Genomic DNA, 16053 nt, shown 5'->3' with positions numbered 1-16053 from the left:
CGGCATATTCACCAACTGCTTTTGGGTCTTGATTTTATTGCGGGGGTATCAACACTTCGCTAAGCGATAAACTTTTTCAGCTGAATTTTCATACGACTCAACATTTGAAGCGTCGTAAAGATAACAACGTCCGCTTTTATTGCGGAAACTGACACCGTGTTTATCTTCGTGGATAACGTAAGACATCGCCTCTTCTTCGCTGCGCGAACCCGAACTACTGCATTGCACTGGGCCGCATGCAAACCAATAACCGGATGAGTTCTGCCAAGTAATAACAACACCGTTACCCGCTATCGCCGAACCTGAGAAAAACCCAACAACCAAAGCCAAAACTGCAAATCCATGTGAACATTTCATGTCAGTGCTCCTTCGCTCTTCCGCGAAAATTTTAGGAGCATTATGTTTAGTCCAACATTTTGAATTGTGCAATTTTTGTACAGTAATTTATCTATTAATATGTAACTCGCCCAAAATAAAGTTTGACTTAGCTGTGAATAGGCGTACAGTGGCCCTCGTTGGTTAAGAAACAGCAAGTTAAATCTCCTCTACGTCGCATTATTAGCAGTATATCTTCGTCCTGTAGTTTTAAGTTTCATTTTTTACCCCGCATGATCCCGTTCATGGCATTGGCTATGGCGGCTAATTAATTAAAATTTTCAGGATAATATTATGTCTAATACAGTAAATGGCGTTGTAAAGTGGTTTAACGAAGCGAAAGGTTTTGGTTTTATTGAGCAACAAGGTGGCGCAGACGTATTTGCTCACTTTAGCGCAATAGCCAGCACCGGTTTCAAAACCTTAGCCGAAGGCCAACGTGTATCGTTCTCGATCACTCAAGGTCCTAAAGGCCCACAAGCTGAGAACATCGTAGCGATTTAATCGCCGTTGTTAGTTTGATAAAAAGGAGCGTATTCGCTCCTTTTTTTGTGCCTGAAATTCACCTATTCGTCGAGTGAACACTGCATGCAGCGTTCTTTACCGGTAATAAGTTTCGAGATGCCGTTTCGGTTACGCGCGAAATACAAATAGCCTTTATCGGCAAACCATCGAATCAATGGCCAACGTAACATAGCTGTCATCCAACCTCGCCCTACGGCTGACCAAGCGGCATGGGTAACGTCTAACCCATAAATCATTTCGCCATTTGCTTTTTGGCCATGCAAAATACGATTCGCTTCAGCAATATCAACCTGCGGATAACGCTCGGCAAAGTCAGACGCCCAAATATTCTCAAAGCGCAGCTTTTTTTGCTTGTCCTTTGCTTTTAAATGACGCATTTCTTTTACGCAAAGCGGACAACCGCCATCGTAAAACAAAACCAGCTGTGTTGACACAAATACTACCTCGAAGTGATTTAGTGCTCGCTTTAGTATACGCCGTTATTGTTCGCACCGATCACCGATTAACTTTTGACTTTAAGTAGGGTTATTCATAGAATCTGCGCCAGTGTATTTAAGGTATTACTAAACTACGGTAGCAAATGACAATGAAGAAGCTAATTTTCCCTGCATTAATGAGCTGTTACATGGCGCTTTTGATGACCTGTTTGATCACGTGGATAAACACGGGCTTTGACTCAGGTTTTTGGGGACGTTGGTTCACGGCATTTTACATTGCCTGGCCTATCGCTGGGCTGTTAGTTTTGCTTGGTGGCCAACGTATTCGTGCATTAAGCGAAAGACTCGCCCAGAAGTTTTAATAAATAAGGAGAACACTTTGAAATTAACCGTAGATATCAGCAAGTACCCGTTAACAGAAAATTACATTGAGCCAATTCGCGGCTTTATTGATGAACTGGCTAAGTTCGATAAGGTTCATATCATCACCAATACACTCAGCACGCAGCTGTTTGGTGATTACGATGATGTTATGGAAGCACTACAAGTTTGTATTAAATGGTCATTTAATAAATACGGCAAAGTCGTATTTGTTTGCAAGTTCCTTCACGGCGACTTACGTCCAGAATGAGAGACGTGCAGTCCAAGGACTGCACCCTCCTCTTACGCATGATAAACTAACGGCAAGCACGTAATCACCAAGGTTGTTGTTATGCCGTTTCGCCCAGAGCAAAGTTACCAAGAAATCTCCGATCAGCTATTCGCGCCCTGCGAGCCAACAGCAGTGCAGGCGCCGCAGTGGATAGCGTTTAATGAAGTCTTGGCGGCGGAACTCGAACTGCCGGATAATCTCTGGTTGTCCGAACACGGTTTGCAGGTGTTTTCTGGTAATCAAGTGCCCGACTGGGCAAAGCCGGCAGCGCTTGCCTATGCGGGCCATCAATTTGGAAATTTTGTCCCTCAATTAGGCGATGGCCGCGCGCTGCTCTTGAGTGAAGTGGTTGATAAACACCAACAACGCTTCGACATTCAGCTAAAAGGTTCCGGCCGCACGCCATTTTCACGCGGCGGTGACGGCCGCTCACCAATTGGCCCTGTGCTGCGCGAGTACGTGGTCAGTGAAGCTATGCATGCGCTTGGCGTGCCAACAACCCGCGCATTGGCGGCAATCGCCACAGGCGAGCCGGTGCGACGTGAACAAGCCGAACCCGGTGCTATTTTGACCCGTGTCGCTGCCAGTCATCTGCGCGTTGGCACCGCACAGTACGTATTGGCGTTAAAAGACTTTGAGTTGCTAAAGAACTTTGCTGATTATGTGCTACAACGCCATTATCCAGATGCTGTATCAGACGAGCAGCCCTATCTGGCACTACTGCATCAGGTCATGAACAACCAAGCGAAATTAATTGCGAAGTGGATGAGTATTGGTTTTATTCATGGCGTCATGAACACCGACAATATGACACTAAGCGGCGAAACCATTGATTACGGCCCCTGCGCATTTATGGAGGCTTATGATCCGGCCACCAAGTTCAGCTTCATTGACAAACGCGGACGCTACGCATACCAAAATCAGCCCGCTATTGGGCTTTGGAATATTGCACGATTCGCTGAAACTTTGTTGCCGTTGTTAGCAGACGACCCGGATCGAGCTGTCGCCATCGGTACCGCCGAAATTGAAAAATTCCAGGGCGTCTATGAGCAGTATTACTGGCAAAATATGAGCGCCAAGATTGGGTTACCTGTTGAAACCGCACAACCATTGGTTACCCGTTACTTAACACTAATGCAGCAACAACACATTGATTTTACTCTTGGATTTCGTTATCTCGGTGATGCCAACCAGGACCGTTTACAGAAACTATTTAACAACAGCGCAGATTGGCAGGCATGGCATGCAGATTGGCTAACGGCGATTGGTGAGCGCGATATTACAGCGTTGAAAACCAAACTGAATACCGTCAATCCGGCTTACATTCCTCGCAATCACTTGGTGCAGCACGTTATTGAGGCTGCAACCGAGCAGGGCTCATTAATCGAGTTTAACCGATTGAACAAAGCCCTCACTAAGCCCTATTTAGAACGCAGCGAGTTTGCCGACCTCATGCAACCTGCTGCCAAAGAGCAAGCTGTAACGCAAACCTTTTGCGGCACCTAGCCGAGCGAGCAAACACACCACCAGCTAGAAGCCAACCTGTTGGCAATAGCTATTACTTTGCTGCACAACACCATCGCGATAACATTGCTCCAAGTTGTTCAGTGCTGGGTCATGGTAATTAATAAAGCCGTCGTTGAGCCCATTGCGCATCACCGACGAAATTTGGCGCTTACCGTTAAGCCAGATTTCTAATTTCTCACGTCCATCTGAACGATAGGTGGTTTTGATCACCCGCGTGGAACGAGAATTCGGTATCGCTAACAACTGCAGCTCATCTTGCACCCGCTGGCCGTTGTTAAACTGCACCAAACTTGCGCCAACATCGGTGGCAGCCATGGAGCCTGACTTGGCTTGTTGCAGCCAAATACGTTTTAACTCACCGTGCAAACGCCCATCAATGAACTGCCCTTCAACACGACCATACATGTCAGATATTTGTTGGTAGGCGCCCGTACTGAACCGATGCGGATGCGTATAATGTGCCACGAATCGGCCCTGTATTGTTCCGTCCGTGCATTGCCCCTGGCTAACGATAATATCCGCGGCACCATCGTCGTAATCAAAGTTGTGTTTTCGCTGTGCAGTACGTTGCGCGGCATGTTCATCAGCGGTCAATTGAAACAAAATGTAGCTCTTAGTATCGGCATCGAGTACACACGCTTGTTGGCTATTTGGGGTCAACTGCGCGGCAACATTCCCAGCAAGTATTGTGGTGAGCTTAGGCATATAAGAGGCCGCGTTTGCACTAGCTAAGGTTGTATTTGAAGGTGGTTTCAGCCACGAATAAAAACCGACGGCTGGCACGTTCCATGTTCCGCCAGTGACAGACTCAGCGGATGCTGATGAGGCCGCGGTTGTGTTAGCGTCAGGCGTTCTCGAAACAGGTGCTGTGGCAACTTCTCCGAGCGATTCTACCCGCGCATAGTCAGCTGGTGCTTCTACGCGCTTAAGTTGCGCCAAACTTGGAGCTATTTGATGGCAATATGCAGTAACCGGCAGCTGCTTGCCCGCGCGGTAGCATGACGGGGAGTCTTTCAATACGGCACTGGCGAATTCCATCCAGCCATCAATTTGGCCATTCAAGGTATGATAACGCGTATTCGGTCGGCCATTCATCCAACTATTTATTAATGCACGGTTTTGCTCTAAATGCTGAGTTACTGTCACGGATCGTCCGTCGTCATTGCCGGCAACATTCACATGATCACCAACCGGCTTGCCATTGTCATAAACGCCAATATTAAAGTAACGTAGCTCACGCCATGCCCCATTAAAGTTTGACCTATCAATGGTGATAACGCGGGCTTCACCGTGCAGCACACCCTCTTTGAAGTGGCCATCAATACGACCTGTTATTTGGGTTTCGCCAGAGAAAAACTCGGTGCGCGAGTACGAATTATCCGTATACACCGCGCTAACTGGTCCATTTAACTTACCTTGCGCACAATCGCCGGAAAGCACAGTAATCGACTGACCGCGCTGCTCATGTTGCACTAAATCCGCCGTACTCTGACGCACACGGGCAATCGCTTCTGGTGTCATTTGGTGCATAACAAAACTTGAAGTCACGTCGTCGAGCTGGCAAGTCAGGCCATCACTCGCCTGCATCAAGCCATCGATATTTTGCTGCGTAAGTTGTTCTAAATAGGTGAGGTAACTCTGACTTTTGGTGTTGGGGATTTGCCATTTCGGCCCAGTCGCACCCGGTTCGTTATGATGCTTGTCCATCATCTCATTCCATTGGTGCGCTCGGGCGCGGTCCATTGCACGTTCGTGTTCTTCCATCCAACTGCTGCAACCCGTTAGCAAGGAAACGAGTACGGCAATAGATCCTATTTTTACGACTGTCATTGCGTTACCCCTTAAAAATTAAGTTGTTTTAACTTTAGTCGGGATTCAGCATTGATCAAAAATTAACTGACTTTATTCGGCACCTTCGCCGTCAAGGTAATACCAACGCCCATTTTCACGCACGAAATGTGATTGTTCTTCCATGACGCCAATGTCGTCATCAATCTGAAAATAAGCCTTGAAATGCACATAGCCGCTATTGCCATGGGTGCCGGTGGCCAAAATCTGTAGTTGCAGCCATGTTGGATTATCATCGGATAAGTTAAAATCACTCGGCAGACTGCTGGGATGCCACGTGGCACGCAGATATTGCTCGAGGCCTCGGGCATAGGCGCTATAACGCGATCGCATAAGCTCTTCCGGGGTTCGAGCATATTTCGTCCCCGCATGAAATGGTTCACAGCATTTCGCATATTTACCACCACCACACGGGCATTTTTTAGACACCGGCTTAGTCATACGGCCAGCCCTTCTTAGGTTTCACTGGCGGACGGCGCTTTGCACCAGGTTTAGCTGTATTGGGCTTTGCTGTACCGGGCTTGGGCCGACGGCTGCGATGCCCTTCTGGCGCTAAACCAGAGGAACCTTCAATAGACTGCATTAACTGTGACAGCTCTTTCTCGGTTAGATTTCGCCATTGCCCAACCTGCAAATTGCCAAGCCGTATGTTCATAATACGGGTGCGCTCAAGCTTGCGAACCTCATAATCAAAGTATTCGCACATGCGCCGAATTTGCCGATTCATACCTTCAACTAAGGTTAACCGAAACACAAAGGTGGACAGTTGCTCTACTTTGCAGCGTTTGGTCCGCGTGCCCAAAATTGGCACGCCGCTCGCCATGCCTGAGATAAAGTCAGGCGTAATGGGCCGATGCACAGTAACCACATATTCTTTTTCATGCTGATTACCAGCACGAAGAATTTTATTGACCAAATCGCCGTTACTGGTAAGGAAAATCAAACCTTGGGAGTCTTTATCCAACCGCCCAATTGGGAAAATTCGCTCACGGTGACGAACAAAATTAGTGATGTTGTTACGCTCAGCAGAGTCCGTTGTGCACACCACCCCAACCGGTTTGTTCAGCGCAATGAAAACAAACTTTTCTTTGTTCTGCGCTTCAATTAAACGGCCGTTCACCTTCACTTCATCGCCAGCGCCAACTTTATCGCCAACCACGGCAGTACGCCCGTTTAATGTCACCACGCCTTGCTCAATAAAGCGGTCTGCTTCGCGCCGCGAGCAGATACCGCTTTCACTGATGAATTTATTTAACCGAACTGATTCGCGCTCTTGCATCATGGTCCTAGACGTTTAGCTTTGTGGTACACGCACCCAGCCTTCCATGAGAACCCGCGCGCTGCGACTCATAATGGCTTTCGTGACTGTCCATTCACCATTTATTTTTTTCGCTTCTGCGCCAACGCGTAAGGTACCCGAAGGGTGGCCAAACACAACAAAATTACGATCTCCACCACCGGCAGCTAAATTCACCAAGGTTCCAGGAACTGCTGCTGCGGTTGCAATGGCCACGGCTGCTGTGCCCATCATTGCATGGTGTAACTTACCCATCGACATCGCACGCACCAACACGTCTATATCCGATGCATTGACGGGTTTGCCGCTTGAAGACACATAGTCAGCTGGCGGTGCAACAAAAGCAATTTTCGGCGTGTGTTGACGTGCGGCGGCTTCGTCTATGGAGTCAATTAAACCCATTTTAACGGCGCCATGTGCGCGTAACTTTTCAAACATCAACAGCGCATCCGCGTTTTCATTAATTGCACCCTGCAGTTCGGTACCGGTGTATCCGATGTCAGCTGCATTCACAAAAATGGTTGGGATACCTGCATCAATAAAGGTTGCCTGTAGCTTAACTAAGCCTGGCACCTCAAACTCGTCAACCACATTGCCAGTTGGAAACATAGAGCCGCCCTCGCCGTCTTCATCCGACGCGGGGTCCATAAATTCAACTTGCACTTCAGCGGCCGGAAAGGTCACGCCATCCAGTTCAAAATCACCGGTTTCTTGTACTTCACCGTTGGTAATGGGTACATGCACAATAATGGTTTTTTGGATGTTCGCCTGCCAAATGCGCACGACAGCAATACCATTTTCAGGAATGCGAGCAGCGTCAACCAAACCGTTACTGATAGCAAACGAGCCTACCGCAGCGGTTAAATTGCCGCAGTTGCCGCTCCAATCAATAAACGGCTTATCAATAGATACCTGACCAAACAAGTAATCCACATCGTGATCTGCGCGATCGCTGCGCGACAATATCACCGTTTTACTGGTACTTGATGTCGCCCCGCCCATGCCGTCGGTATGCTTGCCGTACGGATCAGGACTGCCGATGACGCGTAACAAGAGTTTGTCACGCGCCGGACCCGCAGTTTGAGCCGCTTGCGGCAGGTCATCTAATTTAAAAAAAACACCTTTTGAAGTGCCGCCACGCATATAGGTGGCGGCGATTTTCAATTGCGGAGGAAACGCCATACTAACTAACCTCACCAGCTAAGAAGTCTTGTGCAAAACGCTGCAAGACGCCACCGGCTGAGTAAATCGACATTTCTTCGGCGGTATCCAAACGGCATTTTACCGGCACTTTGACGGTTTCGCCATTGGCACGATTGATGACCAAGGTTATCTTCGCACCCGGTTGGATATCACCTTCAACATCGTAGGTTTCGCTGCCGTCAATGTTCAGCGTTTTACGTGTTGTGCCGGCTTCGAACTCCAGCGGCAACACGCCCATACCAATTAAATTGGTACGGTGAATGCGCTCGAAACCTTCGGCGACGATACATTCAACACCAGCAAGGCGAACACCTTTCGCTGCCCAGTCACGCGAAGAACCTTGACCATAGTCCGCACCCGCAACAATGATCAGTGGCTGTTTACGTTCCATATAGGTTTCAATAGCTTCCCACATACGCATGGTTTTGCCTTCTGGCTCAACCCGGGCAAGCGAACCTTGAATCACTTCACCCTGTTCGTCACGCACCATTTCGTTAAACAATTTCGGGTTGGCAAACGTAGCACGTTGCGCGGTTAAGTGATCACCACGGTGCGTTGCATACGAATTAAAGTCTTCTTCCGGCAAGCCCATTTTGTGCAGATATTCACCTGCGGCGCTGTCGAGCATAATGGCATTGGACGGCGACAAGTGATCGGTAGTGATATTATCACCTAGCACAGCTAACGGGCGCATACCCTTCAGACTATTCGCTGATGCGAATGAACCTTCCCAATACGGTGGCCGACGAATATAGGTGCTTTGCGGGCGCCATTCATACAGTGGGTTGTTCTTCTCGCCGTAATCCACACTCAAATCAAACATCGGGTCATAAACCGTACGGTACTGCTCTGGTTTCACCGCCGTTTTCACAATCGCGTCAATCTCTTCATCGCTTGGCCAGATATCTTTCAACGTCACTGGGTTGCCATTTTTGTCCAAACCCAACACATCTTTTTCAATATCAAAACGAATCGAACCCGCTATTGCGTAAGCAACAACTAAAGGCGGTGACGCTAAAAATGCCTGTTTGGCGTGCGGATGAATACGGCCATCGAAGTTACGGTTCCCCGAAAGTACTGCAGTGGCGTACAAATCACGCTTAATAATTTCATCTTTAATTTTCGGGTCTAACGCACCACTCATGCCGTTACAGGTCGTACAGGCAAAGCCAACAACGCCAAAACCTAAGGTTTCTAATTCAGGCAATAGTTTGGCATCTTCCAGATACATTTTTACCGTTTTAGAACCCGGCGCCAGTGACGTTTTCACCCATGGTTTGCGGGTTAAACCTAACTTGTTTGCGTTGCGTGCAATCAAGCCTGCCGCAATCATATTGCGCGGGTTACTGGTATTGGTACAGCTGGTTATTGCAGCAATGATCACCGCGCCGTCCGGCATGGTACCGTCGGTAGGTTTATCATAATCGGCAGCAATACCGCGTGAGCTAAGCTCTGAAGCGGGTAATAATGCATGCGGGTTTGATGGTCCGGCCAGGTTACGTTCAACCTTCGACAAATCAAACGTTAGCACGCGTTCGTATTTGGCCCCAATCATGCTGTCAGCCCATAAACCTGTGTGCTTCGCATACTTCTCAACCAGCTCAACCTGCTTATCGTCACGACCGGTTAGTTTCAAATAGTCGATGGTTTGCTGGTCAATGTAGAACATGGCTGCTGTTGCGCCGTATTCCGGTGTCATGTTGGAGATGGTTGCTCTATCACCCACTGACAAGGCGTCAGCGCCAGCACCGTAAAACTCTAAATAGGCACCAACAACGCGCTGTTTTCGCAAGAAATGAGTAATCGCGAGCACTAAATCCGTACTTGTAATACCTGGCTTCAATTTGCCCGTTAATTCAACACCAATGATCTCTGGTAGGCGCATGTACGATGCGCGACCTAGCATGACGCTTTCGGCTTCTAAGCCACCCACGCCCACTGAAATAACGCCCAAGGCATCAACCATTGGTGTGTGGCTATCGGTACCTACACACGTATCTGGGAATGCCACGTTGTCGCGTATTTGCACCACCGGCGACATTTTTTCCAGATTAATTTGGTGCATGATGCCGTTGCCCGGAGGAATCACATCCACGTTTTTAAAGGCTGTTTTGGTCCAATTGATAAAGTGAAACCGGTCGTCATTGCGACGGTCTTCAATTTCGCGGTTCTTTTCGAACGCATCTTTATCAAAACCTGCATGTTCAACCGCCAACGAGTGATCAACGATTAATTGTGTTGGTACGACTGGGTTTACTTTGGCAGGGTCACCGCCTTTATCCGCAATGGCGTCACGCAAACCGGCTAAGTCAACTAAAGCGGTTTGGCCTAAGATGTCATGGCATACTACACGAGCTGGATACCACGGAAAATCAAGGTCATTTCGGCGCTCAATAATTTGCGTCAGGCTAGCAGTTAAATCTTCAGGGTTGCAGCGACGTACAAGCTGCTCCGCTAGAACTTTTGAGGTGTATGGCAGGCCGTCATAAGCACCTGGTTTAATGGCTTCTACCGCGGCACGCGTATCAAAATACTCAAGTGTGGTGCCCGGGAGCTGTTTACGAAATTCAGAATTCATAACTGTCCCCTTCTGTTCATTTACAAAGAGGCACCGAAGCGCCTCTTTCCATCTGCTTAACGGTCTTCTAAAGCAGGTACAGGACGCGGTTCTGGGCCTATATAATCCGCGCTTGGACGAATAATACGATTATTCGCACGTTGCTCTTTAACGTGCGCGGTCCAGCCGCTAACGCGTGACATCACGAAAATTGGCGTAAACAATTTGGTCGGAATGCCCATGTAGTGATACGCCGATGCATGGAAGAAATCCGCATTCGGGAATAACTTCTTCTCGCGCCACATCACTTCTTCACAGCGCACAGAAACGTCATACAAACGGCTGTCACCAAACTCTTTACCAAGCTTCTCAGACCATGCTTTGATGATGTCATTGCGTGGATCAAATTCACGATACACAGCATGACCAAAGCCCATGATTTTTTCTTTACGCTCAAGCATACCCATTAATGTCTGCTCAGCATCGTCGGCGTCTTTCATATTCTCAATCAATTCCATCGCCGCTTCATTTGCGCCGCCATGCAATGGTCCACGTAACGAGCCAATTGCGCCAGTTACACATGAGAAAATATCTGACAACGTTGATGCACAAACACGTGCAGTAAAGGTCGACGCATTGAACTCGTGCTCTGCGTATAAAATCAGTGAGGTATTCATCACGTCAGTGTGTAGCTTAGACGGTGCTTTATCATGCAACAAATGCAAGAAGTGTGCGCCAATTGAATCATCATCAGTTTGCGTTTCAATGCGCTTACCGTCATGACTAAAGCGGTACCAGTACAACAGGATACTTGGGAATGCAGCGAGCATACGCTCAATTTTCGCATCCGCTTGGCTAAAGTCTTCTTCTGGCTCGAGGTTACCTAGGAAAGAGCAGCCAGTACGCATCACGTCCATTGGATGTGCGTCGGCCGGAATACGCTCTAACACGTCTTTCAATGCTTGCGGTAAACCACGTTGTTGCTTCAGGCGTGCTTTGAACTCGGCCAACTGATTTTTGGTTGGTAATTCGCCTTGCGCTAATAGGTACGCAACTTCTTCAAAGCTCACTTTGTCGGCTAGTTCTTTGATGTCATACCCGGAATAGGTTAAACCCGAACCACTTTTACCTACCGTACACAATGCTGTTTCGCCAGCTACTTGTCCGCGTAAACCCGCGCCTGTTAATTTCTTATCCGACATATTAACTCCTTAATTGAAAAGCCGTTGTTCGTTATTCGTTATTCGATCGCTGCGCTTGTCGTTAATGATTTAACGACTAACGATTAACGCATAACGTTTTTTATTTTTTAAATAATTGATCAAGCTTATCTTCAAATGCGTGGTAATTCAGAAAATCGTACAATTCCGCACGCGTTTGCATACTATCGACCACATCTTTTTGATGCCCTTTCGTTAGAATGCTTTCATAAACATTAAGTGCTGCTTTATTCATGGCACGGAACGCGCTCAACGGATACAGCACCAATTCAATGCCGACTTCCGCCAGCTCATCCTTGCTAAATAGTGGCGTGGCACCAAATTCAGTAATGTTGGCAAGTACCGGCACATTCAAGGCATCGGTAAATGCTTTATAGTCTTCCAAGGTGTGCACAGCTTCAGCAAAAATTGCATCAGCGCCAGCTTCAACACAAGCTTGAGCGCGCGCAATTGCAGCGTCCAAACCTTCCTGTTGAAATGCATCGGTGCGCGCCATGATAAAAAACTGATCATCAATACGGGCATCAACTGCAGCTTTAACACGGTCAACCATTTCTACTTGAGAAACAATTTCTTTGTTCGGGCGATGGCCGCAACGTTTTTGCGCAACCTGATCTTCAATATGAAAACCTGCCGCGCCAGCCCGGGTCATTTCTTTTACAGTGCGCGCAATGTTAAACGCTCCACCCCAACCGGTATCTGCATCAACCAATAAAGGTACATCGGTAGCGGCCGTAATACGACGAATGTCTTCACAAACATCGTTCAACGAAGTCATACCTAAGTCAGGCAAGCCGTACGATGCATTGGCAACGCCAGCGCCCGATAAGTATAGCGCTTGGTGACCCACGCGCTCAGCCATCATGGCCGTGTAGGCATTAATTGTACCTACTATTTGCAGAGGCTTGTTGTCGGCAATGGCCTGGCGAAACTTTGCGCCAGCACTATGAATCTGTGTCATGTTACTTCCCCAATTGTTGCAGTTTTAATTCAATATTGCCGCGCGACGCAGCAATGTGACGGCGCATCAACAGATCCGCCAATTCACCATCACGGCTCGCAATGGCATTAATAATTGCTTTGTGCTCATCAAATGCCCGCGACACCCGAGGCCCGTTCATACCCAATTGCACACGATACATGCGCACTAAAAAGTACAGTTCGTCGCACAGCATATTAATCAGATAAGGATTTTTGCTACCCAAGATGATGCGATAATGGAAATCTAAATCACCGGCTTCTTGGTAATAACTCTCACCTTCACGCACGCGTTGCGACGCTAAATGTTGGTCCAACAATTCGCGTAACTGATTAACTTCGTGCTCATCCATGTTTTCAGCAGCTAATCGGCAAGCTAATCCCTCCAGTTCCTCACGGATCTGATACAATGCTTTTAAGCCGTCAGCCGACAAGGTGACAACACGTGCTCCAGCGTTTGGAATGCGTTCAATTAAGTGACAACGCTCTAAGCGTGCCATAGCTTCACGCAATGGCGCTCGGCTTACATCAAATTTGCGCGCAAGTTCAGGTTCACTGATTTTGCTGCCCGCGGCAATTTCGCCCTCGACAATGGCGCGCTGCATTTCAAGCAGTAAGCGGTCGGACGAGGTTACTGGCGAGCGCCACAACGGACTCTGAAGGGTTTCTGTCATAATTGTCGACATGTATAAATGATAATGCGCATTTTACGAGGAATAAAGCCAAATTCCAAGCGCCATTTGGATTTTATTGTCGACAATCAACAAATGAACCACTTGACATTGTCCTACGTAATATAAAAAAACAACTCTAAGGCGCGTATGAACGAGCTGCTTAAAACATTTCTCGATTTTGGCCAGGCAAATCAAGGCGTGGTAATCGGTGATCATAACCTCCCATTAGTTCTGCTTTCGTATTTCGTTGCTTTACTGGGCGTTTACACGTCGTTACTGACGCTCACACGAGCAAACTCTTATCGCCAACCCAAATTTCGTAGGATGTGGATTTTTATAAGCGCGTGCATTGCAGGCATTACGGTTTGGAGTATGCACTTTATCGGCATGATCGCCTTTCAGATCCCGGTCACTATTAAGCATCACGTTGGTATCACACTGGTTTCTGTGCTGCCTGCTATTTTTGCGAATTGGTATGCCTTGGGCACTCAAGTTAAAGTGGATGCCCCGTTTCAGGCTGGCTTGATCAAGACGATTTTCGCTGGCTTAATCTTAGGTCTTGGCATTGGCGCTATGCATTACATTGGCATGGCTGCTATGCAATTTAATGGCGTGCTGCTATACGATGTGCGTTGGTTTGTTAAGTCAATTATTGTCGCGTTGTTGCTTGGCACCATAGCCATGCTCACCTATCGAGCTATGGCCGAGTGGGCTCGGCGCACCGAACTTGAACGATTATTTAGCCGGTTATTGCCAGCCGCAATTATTGCATTGGCCATTAGTGGCATGCATTACACCGCAATGTTTGCGGCGCGTTTTTACGCCACCCCATATAACAGCGGTGGTCATCAGCACGACGATTGGCTAGCCTACACCATTGGTTTCGCGGCCATGCTTGCAGCCATTGCCGCAGTTATCGGCACCTTGGTTGATAAACGTCTATACACTCAGGCTAAATCGCAAAAAGCCGCCGACAAAATAATTCATAATTTGGCAACTCAGGATAGCTTAACGGGCCTGGCGAACAGGCAAATGTTGCTCGATAAGTTACAGCAACTTACCGGTTACCATTTTGCACTGGCAATTTTCGATCTGGATAAATTTAAGGCATTAAACAATACCTACGGTGCCAGCTACGGTGATTTAATGCTGCAGCAAGTCGCAAAACGCTTGCGTAACGTATTTGCCACCGAAACCAACTCATCAAGTTTCGTTTCGCGCCTTGGGGGCAATGAGTTTGCCATCATCCTACCGTGCCCGCATGAAGCGGATGTTGCCGCCTCAGAAAATACAGTTTTGCTACTGATAAAAGATATCCAAATGCAATTGGAACAATCTTATCAGTTGGGTCACTTCACGCATCTTTCTACAGTTTCAGTTGGCATCACACGATTTAGTGCGGGCTCTGATGCTGACACGGTATTAGGACAAGCCAGCTTGGCACTGGCTCACGCAAAAAACGATCATCACCACAGTGGTATTGAAATTTTCCGCACTGAATTTGCCGAGCAGGCAACGCAACGCATTAACTTAGAACACGATCTTCGACTGGCTATCGAGAAACAAGAACTGCAGCTATACGTGCAAGCGCAAGTGAACAGTGACGATCAGGTGGTAGGTGCTGAAGCTCTACTGCGGTGGCCACACCCCAAGCATGGATTCATTTCGCCCGCCGAATTTATTCCGTTAGCCGAAGAAACTGGTTTAATTATTTCCCTGGGTCATCTAATTATTGAACAGGCCTGCGAACTATTAAATAACTGGCAACAGCAACCGCAGACTCAGCAACTTACTCTGGCCGTGAACGTTAGCGGACACCAATTTCAACAACCCGATTTTGTTCAAGGGCTACTCGCGCAAATCAAGTATCACGGTATTCAGCCGCATTTACTGAAGTTAGAAGTAACAGAGAGTGTCATGGTGCACGATGTTGATTTGGTTGCTGAAAAAATGAACGAACTGCAAAGAATCGGGGTGCATTTTGCGATTGATGATTTCGGTACTGGTTACTCGTCAATGGCTTACTTGGCAGAACTTCCATTCGAAACGTTAAAAATCGACTTAAGTTTCATTCGTGACATGCTCACCCAACCGTCCATGGCGTCCATTGTGCGCGCGATGATTCAATTGGCGCATAGTCTTGATTTGAAGATCATCGCTGAAGGTGTCGAAACTCAGGCGCAACGCGACTATTTAGCTGCACATGGCTGCGACCTTTATCAGGGCTACTTATTTGGACGCCCTGCACCAGCCAGCGACTTTCTTAAGAGTCTCAGTTAGTGCCGTACACGCTCACATGAAGCTGATTTTGACCGTCATACTGCACATTAAAGCCAATCGTTGATTTTTCCTTGTTTGCGAATATGTCCGTGGTAACTACGGTTGCAGCACATAGCACCTCGCCGGTTACATAATTGGTTCGCAATGTACTAATATGCTCTATGTGAATCGCTTTGTTTGCCACTGCTCGGGCGCCCACGGCCTGCATAAGTGCTGAACGTGCCTGACTCGTTTCGCAAGCAGGATGTATGTCACCGCAGCCGGCAAGCAAAATACTGTTAGCGCATGCAAATACAACAACTGAACGATTCAATAGAACCTCCGTGACACCCGTAACTCAAGTAAAAGAGGAGTCCCTTCCTGACCACCTTTCCCTGACTTATCTATCGGGAGATAGATAATCTTTTATTAACATTTATTTATGACGATTGACTTCGGGCAAGCATAAGACGCTTCTTGCCGAAACGCAATATAACATTC

At 47.7% G+C, this 16053-nt stretch carries 16 protein-coding genes; 5 read left to right on the top strand and 11 right to left on the bottom strand.

Annotated elements, in window-relative coordinates:
• Positions 1-48: 48 nt before the first annotated feature.
• The gene (locus ACN0UN_RS00215; protein ID WP_417658188.1) at positions 49-357 is read right to left on the bottom strand and encodes a hypothetical protein; all 309 of its coding nucleotides are present in this window, start codon (positions 355-357) and stop codon (positions 49-51) included.
• A gap of 312 nt (positions 358-669) precedes the next feature.
• Here ACN0UN_RS00215 and ACN0UN_RS00210 point away from each other — a divergent pair, with 312 nt between their 5' ends.
• Positions 670-879, top strand: a complete 210-nt coding sequence (locus ACN0UN_RS00210; RefSeq protein WP_128351799.1) for a cold-shock protein — start codon at positions 670-672, stop codon at positions 877-879.
• Positions 880-941: 62 nt separating this feature from the next.
• On the opposite strand, the gene ACN0UN_RS00205 is transcribed toward ACN0UN_RS00210, so the two are convergent.
• On the bottom strand, positions 942-1334 hold the full coding sequence (locus tag ACN0UN_RS00205; protein WP_417658187.1) for a thiol-disulfide oxidoreductase DCC family protein: 393 nt from the start codon (positions 1332-1334) through the stop codon (positions 942-944).
• A gap of 146 nt (positions 1335-1480) precedes the next feature.
• On the opposite strand from ACN0UN_RS00205, the gene ACN0UN_RS00200 reads away from it, so the two are divergent.
• The 3 genes from ACN0UN_RS00200 to ACN0UN_RS00190 all read left to right on the top strand — a co-directional run bounded on the left by ACN0UN_RS00200 (position 1481) and on the right by ACN0UN_RS00190 (position 3495).
• The gene (locus tag ACN0UN_RS00200; RefSeq protein ID WP_417658186.1) at positions 1481-1699 is read left to right on the top strand and encodes a DUF2798 domain-containing protein; all 219 of its coding nucleotides are present in this window, start codon (positions 1481-1483) and stop codon (positions 1697-1699) included.
• 17 nt (positions 1700-1716) lie between these two features.
• Positions 1717-1968: a YkoF family thiamine/hydroxymethylpyrimidine-binding protein gene (locus ACN0UN_RS00195; RefSeq protein ID WP_417658185.1), complete on the top strand. Its 252-nt coding sequence runs from the start codon at positions 1717-1719 to the stop codon at positions 1966-1968.
• Positions 1969-2049: 81 nt separating this feature from the next.
• Entirely contained in the window at positions 2050-3495 is a 1446-nt protein-coding gene (locus ACN0UN_RS00190; RefSeq protein WP_417658184.1) for a protein adenylyltransferase SelO, read from the top strand.
• Between the two features lie 24 nt (positions 3496-3519).
• Here the strand turns inward: ACN0UN_RS00190 and ACN0UN_RS00185 are convergent, their stop codons facing one another.
• The 8 genes from ACN0UN_RS00185 to ACN0UN_RS00150 form a co-directional block, all read right to left on the bottom strand.
• On the bottom strand, positions 3520-5346 hold the full coding sequence (locus tag ACN0UN_RS00185; RefSeq protein WP_417658183.1) for a hypothetical protein: 1827 nt from the start codon (positions 5344-5346) through the stop codon (positions 3520-3522).
• 72 nt (positions 5347-5418) lie between these two features.
• Positions 5419-5805: a YchJ family protein gene (locus ACN0UN_RS00180; protein ID WP_417658182.1), complete on the bottom strand. Its 387-nt coding sequence runs from the start codon at positions 5803-5805 to the stop codon at positions 5419-5421.
• The gene (rluF, locus tag ACN0UN_RS00175) at positions 5798-6646 is read right to left on the bottom strand and encodes a 23S rRNA pseudouridine(2604) synthase RluF (protein ID WP_417658181.1); all 849 of its coding nucleotides are present in this window, start codon (positions 6644-6646) and stop codon (positions 5798-5800) included. Before rluF ends, ACN0UN_RS00180 begins: the two co-directional genes overlap by 8 nt.
• A 12-nt stretch (positions 6647-6658) precedes the next feature.
• Positions 6659-7843: a 2-methylaconitate cis-trans isomerase PrpF gene (gene prpF / locus ACN0UN_RS00170; protein ID WP_417658180.1), complete on the bottom strand. Its 1185-nt coding sequence runs from the start codon at positions 7841-7843 to the stop codon at positions 6659-6661.
• A 1-nt stretch (position 7844) separates the two neighbouring features.
• A complete protein-coding gene (gene acnD / locus ACN0UN_RS00165) occupies positions 7845-10442 on the bottom strand; it encodes a Fe/S-dependent 2-methylisocitrate dehydratase AcnD (RefSeq protein WP_417658179.1) in 2598 nt (865 codons plus the stop codon).
• Positions 10443-10498: 56 nt separating this feature from the next.
• On the bottom strand, positions 10499-11623 hold the full coding sequence (gene prpC / locus ACN0UN_RS00160; RefSeq protein WP_417658178.1) for a bifunctional 2-methylcitrate synthase/citrate synthase: 1125 nt from the start codon (positions 11621-11623) through the stop codon (positions 10499-10501).
• Between the two features lie 100 nt (positions 11624-11723).
• The gene (prpB, locus tag ACN0UN_RS00155; RefSeq protein WP_417658177.1) at positions 11724-12602 is read right to left on the bottom strand and encodes a methylisocitrate lyase; all 879 of its coding nucleotides are present in this window, start codon (positions 12600-12602) and stop codon (positions 11724-11726) included.
• Between the two features lies 1 nt (position 12603).
• A complete protein-coding gene (locus tag ACN0UN_RS00150) occupies positions 12604-13293 on the bottom strand; it encodes a GntR family transcriptional regulator (RefSeq protein ID WP_417658176.1) in 690 nt (229 codons plus the stop codon).
• A 147-nt stretch (positions 13294-13440) separates the two neighbouring features.
• Between ACN0UN_RS00150 and ACN0UN_RS00145 the strand changes: the two genes are divergently transcribed.
• Complete coding sequence (locus ACN0UN_RS00145) at positions 13441-15573, top strand: putative bifunctional diguanylate cyclase/phosphodiesterase (RefSeq protein WP_417658175.1); 2133 nt, start codon at positions 13441-13443, stop codon at positions 15571-15573.
• Here ACN0UN_RS00145 and ACN0UN_RS00140 read toward each other — a convergent pair.
• Positions 15566-15886, bottom strand: a complete 321-nt coding sequence (locus ACN0UN_RS00140; protein ID WP_417658174.1) for a hypothetical protein — start codon at positions 15884-15886, stop codon at positions 15566-15568. The genes ACN0UN_RS00145 and ACN0UN_RS00140 overlap by 8 nt on opposite strands.
• Positions 15887-16053: the final 167 nt, after the last annotated feature.

It is taken from the genome of Pseudidiomarina sp. (assembly GCF_048267825.1).
Lineage (GTDB): Bacteria > Pseudomonadota > Gammaproteobacteria > Enterobacterales > Alteromonadaceae > Pseudidiomarina.
Note: the sequence above shows the minus strand (reverse complement) of the source record. Positions and strands in the feature narration are given on the sequence as shown.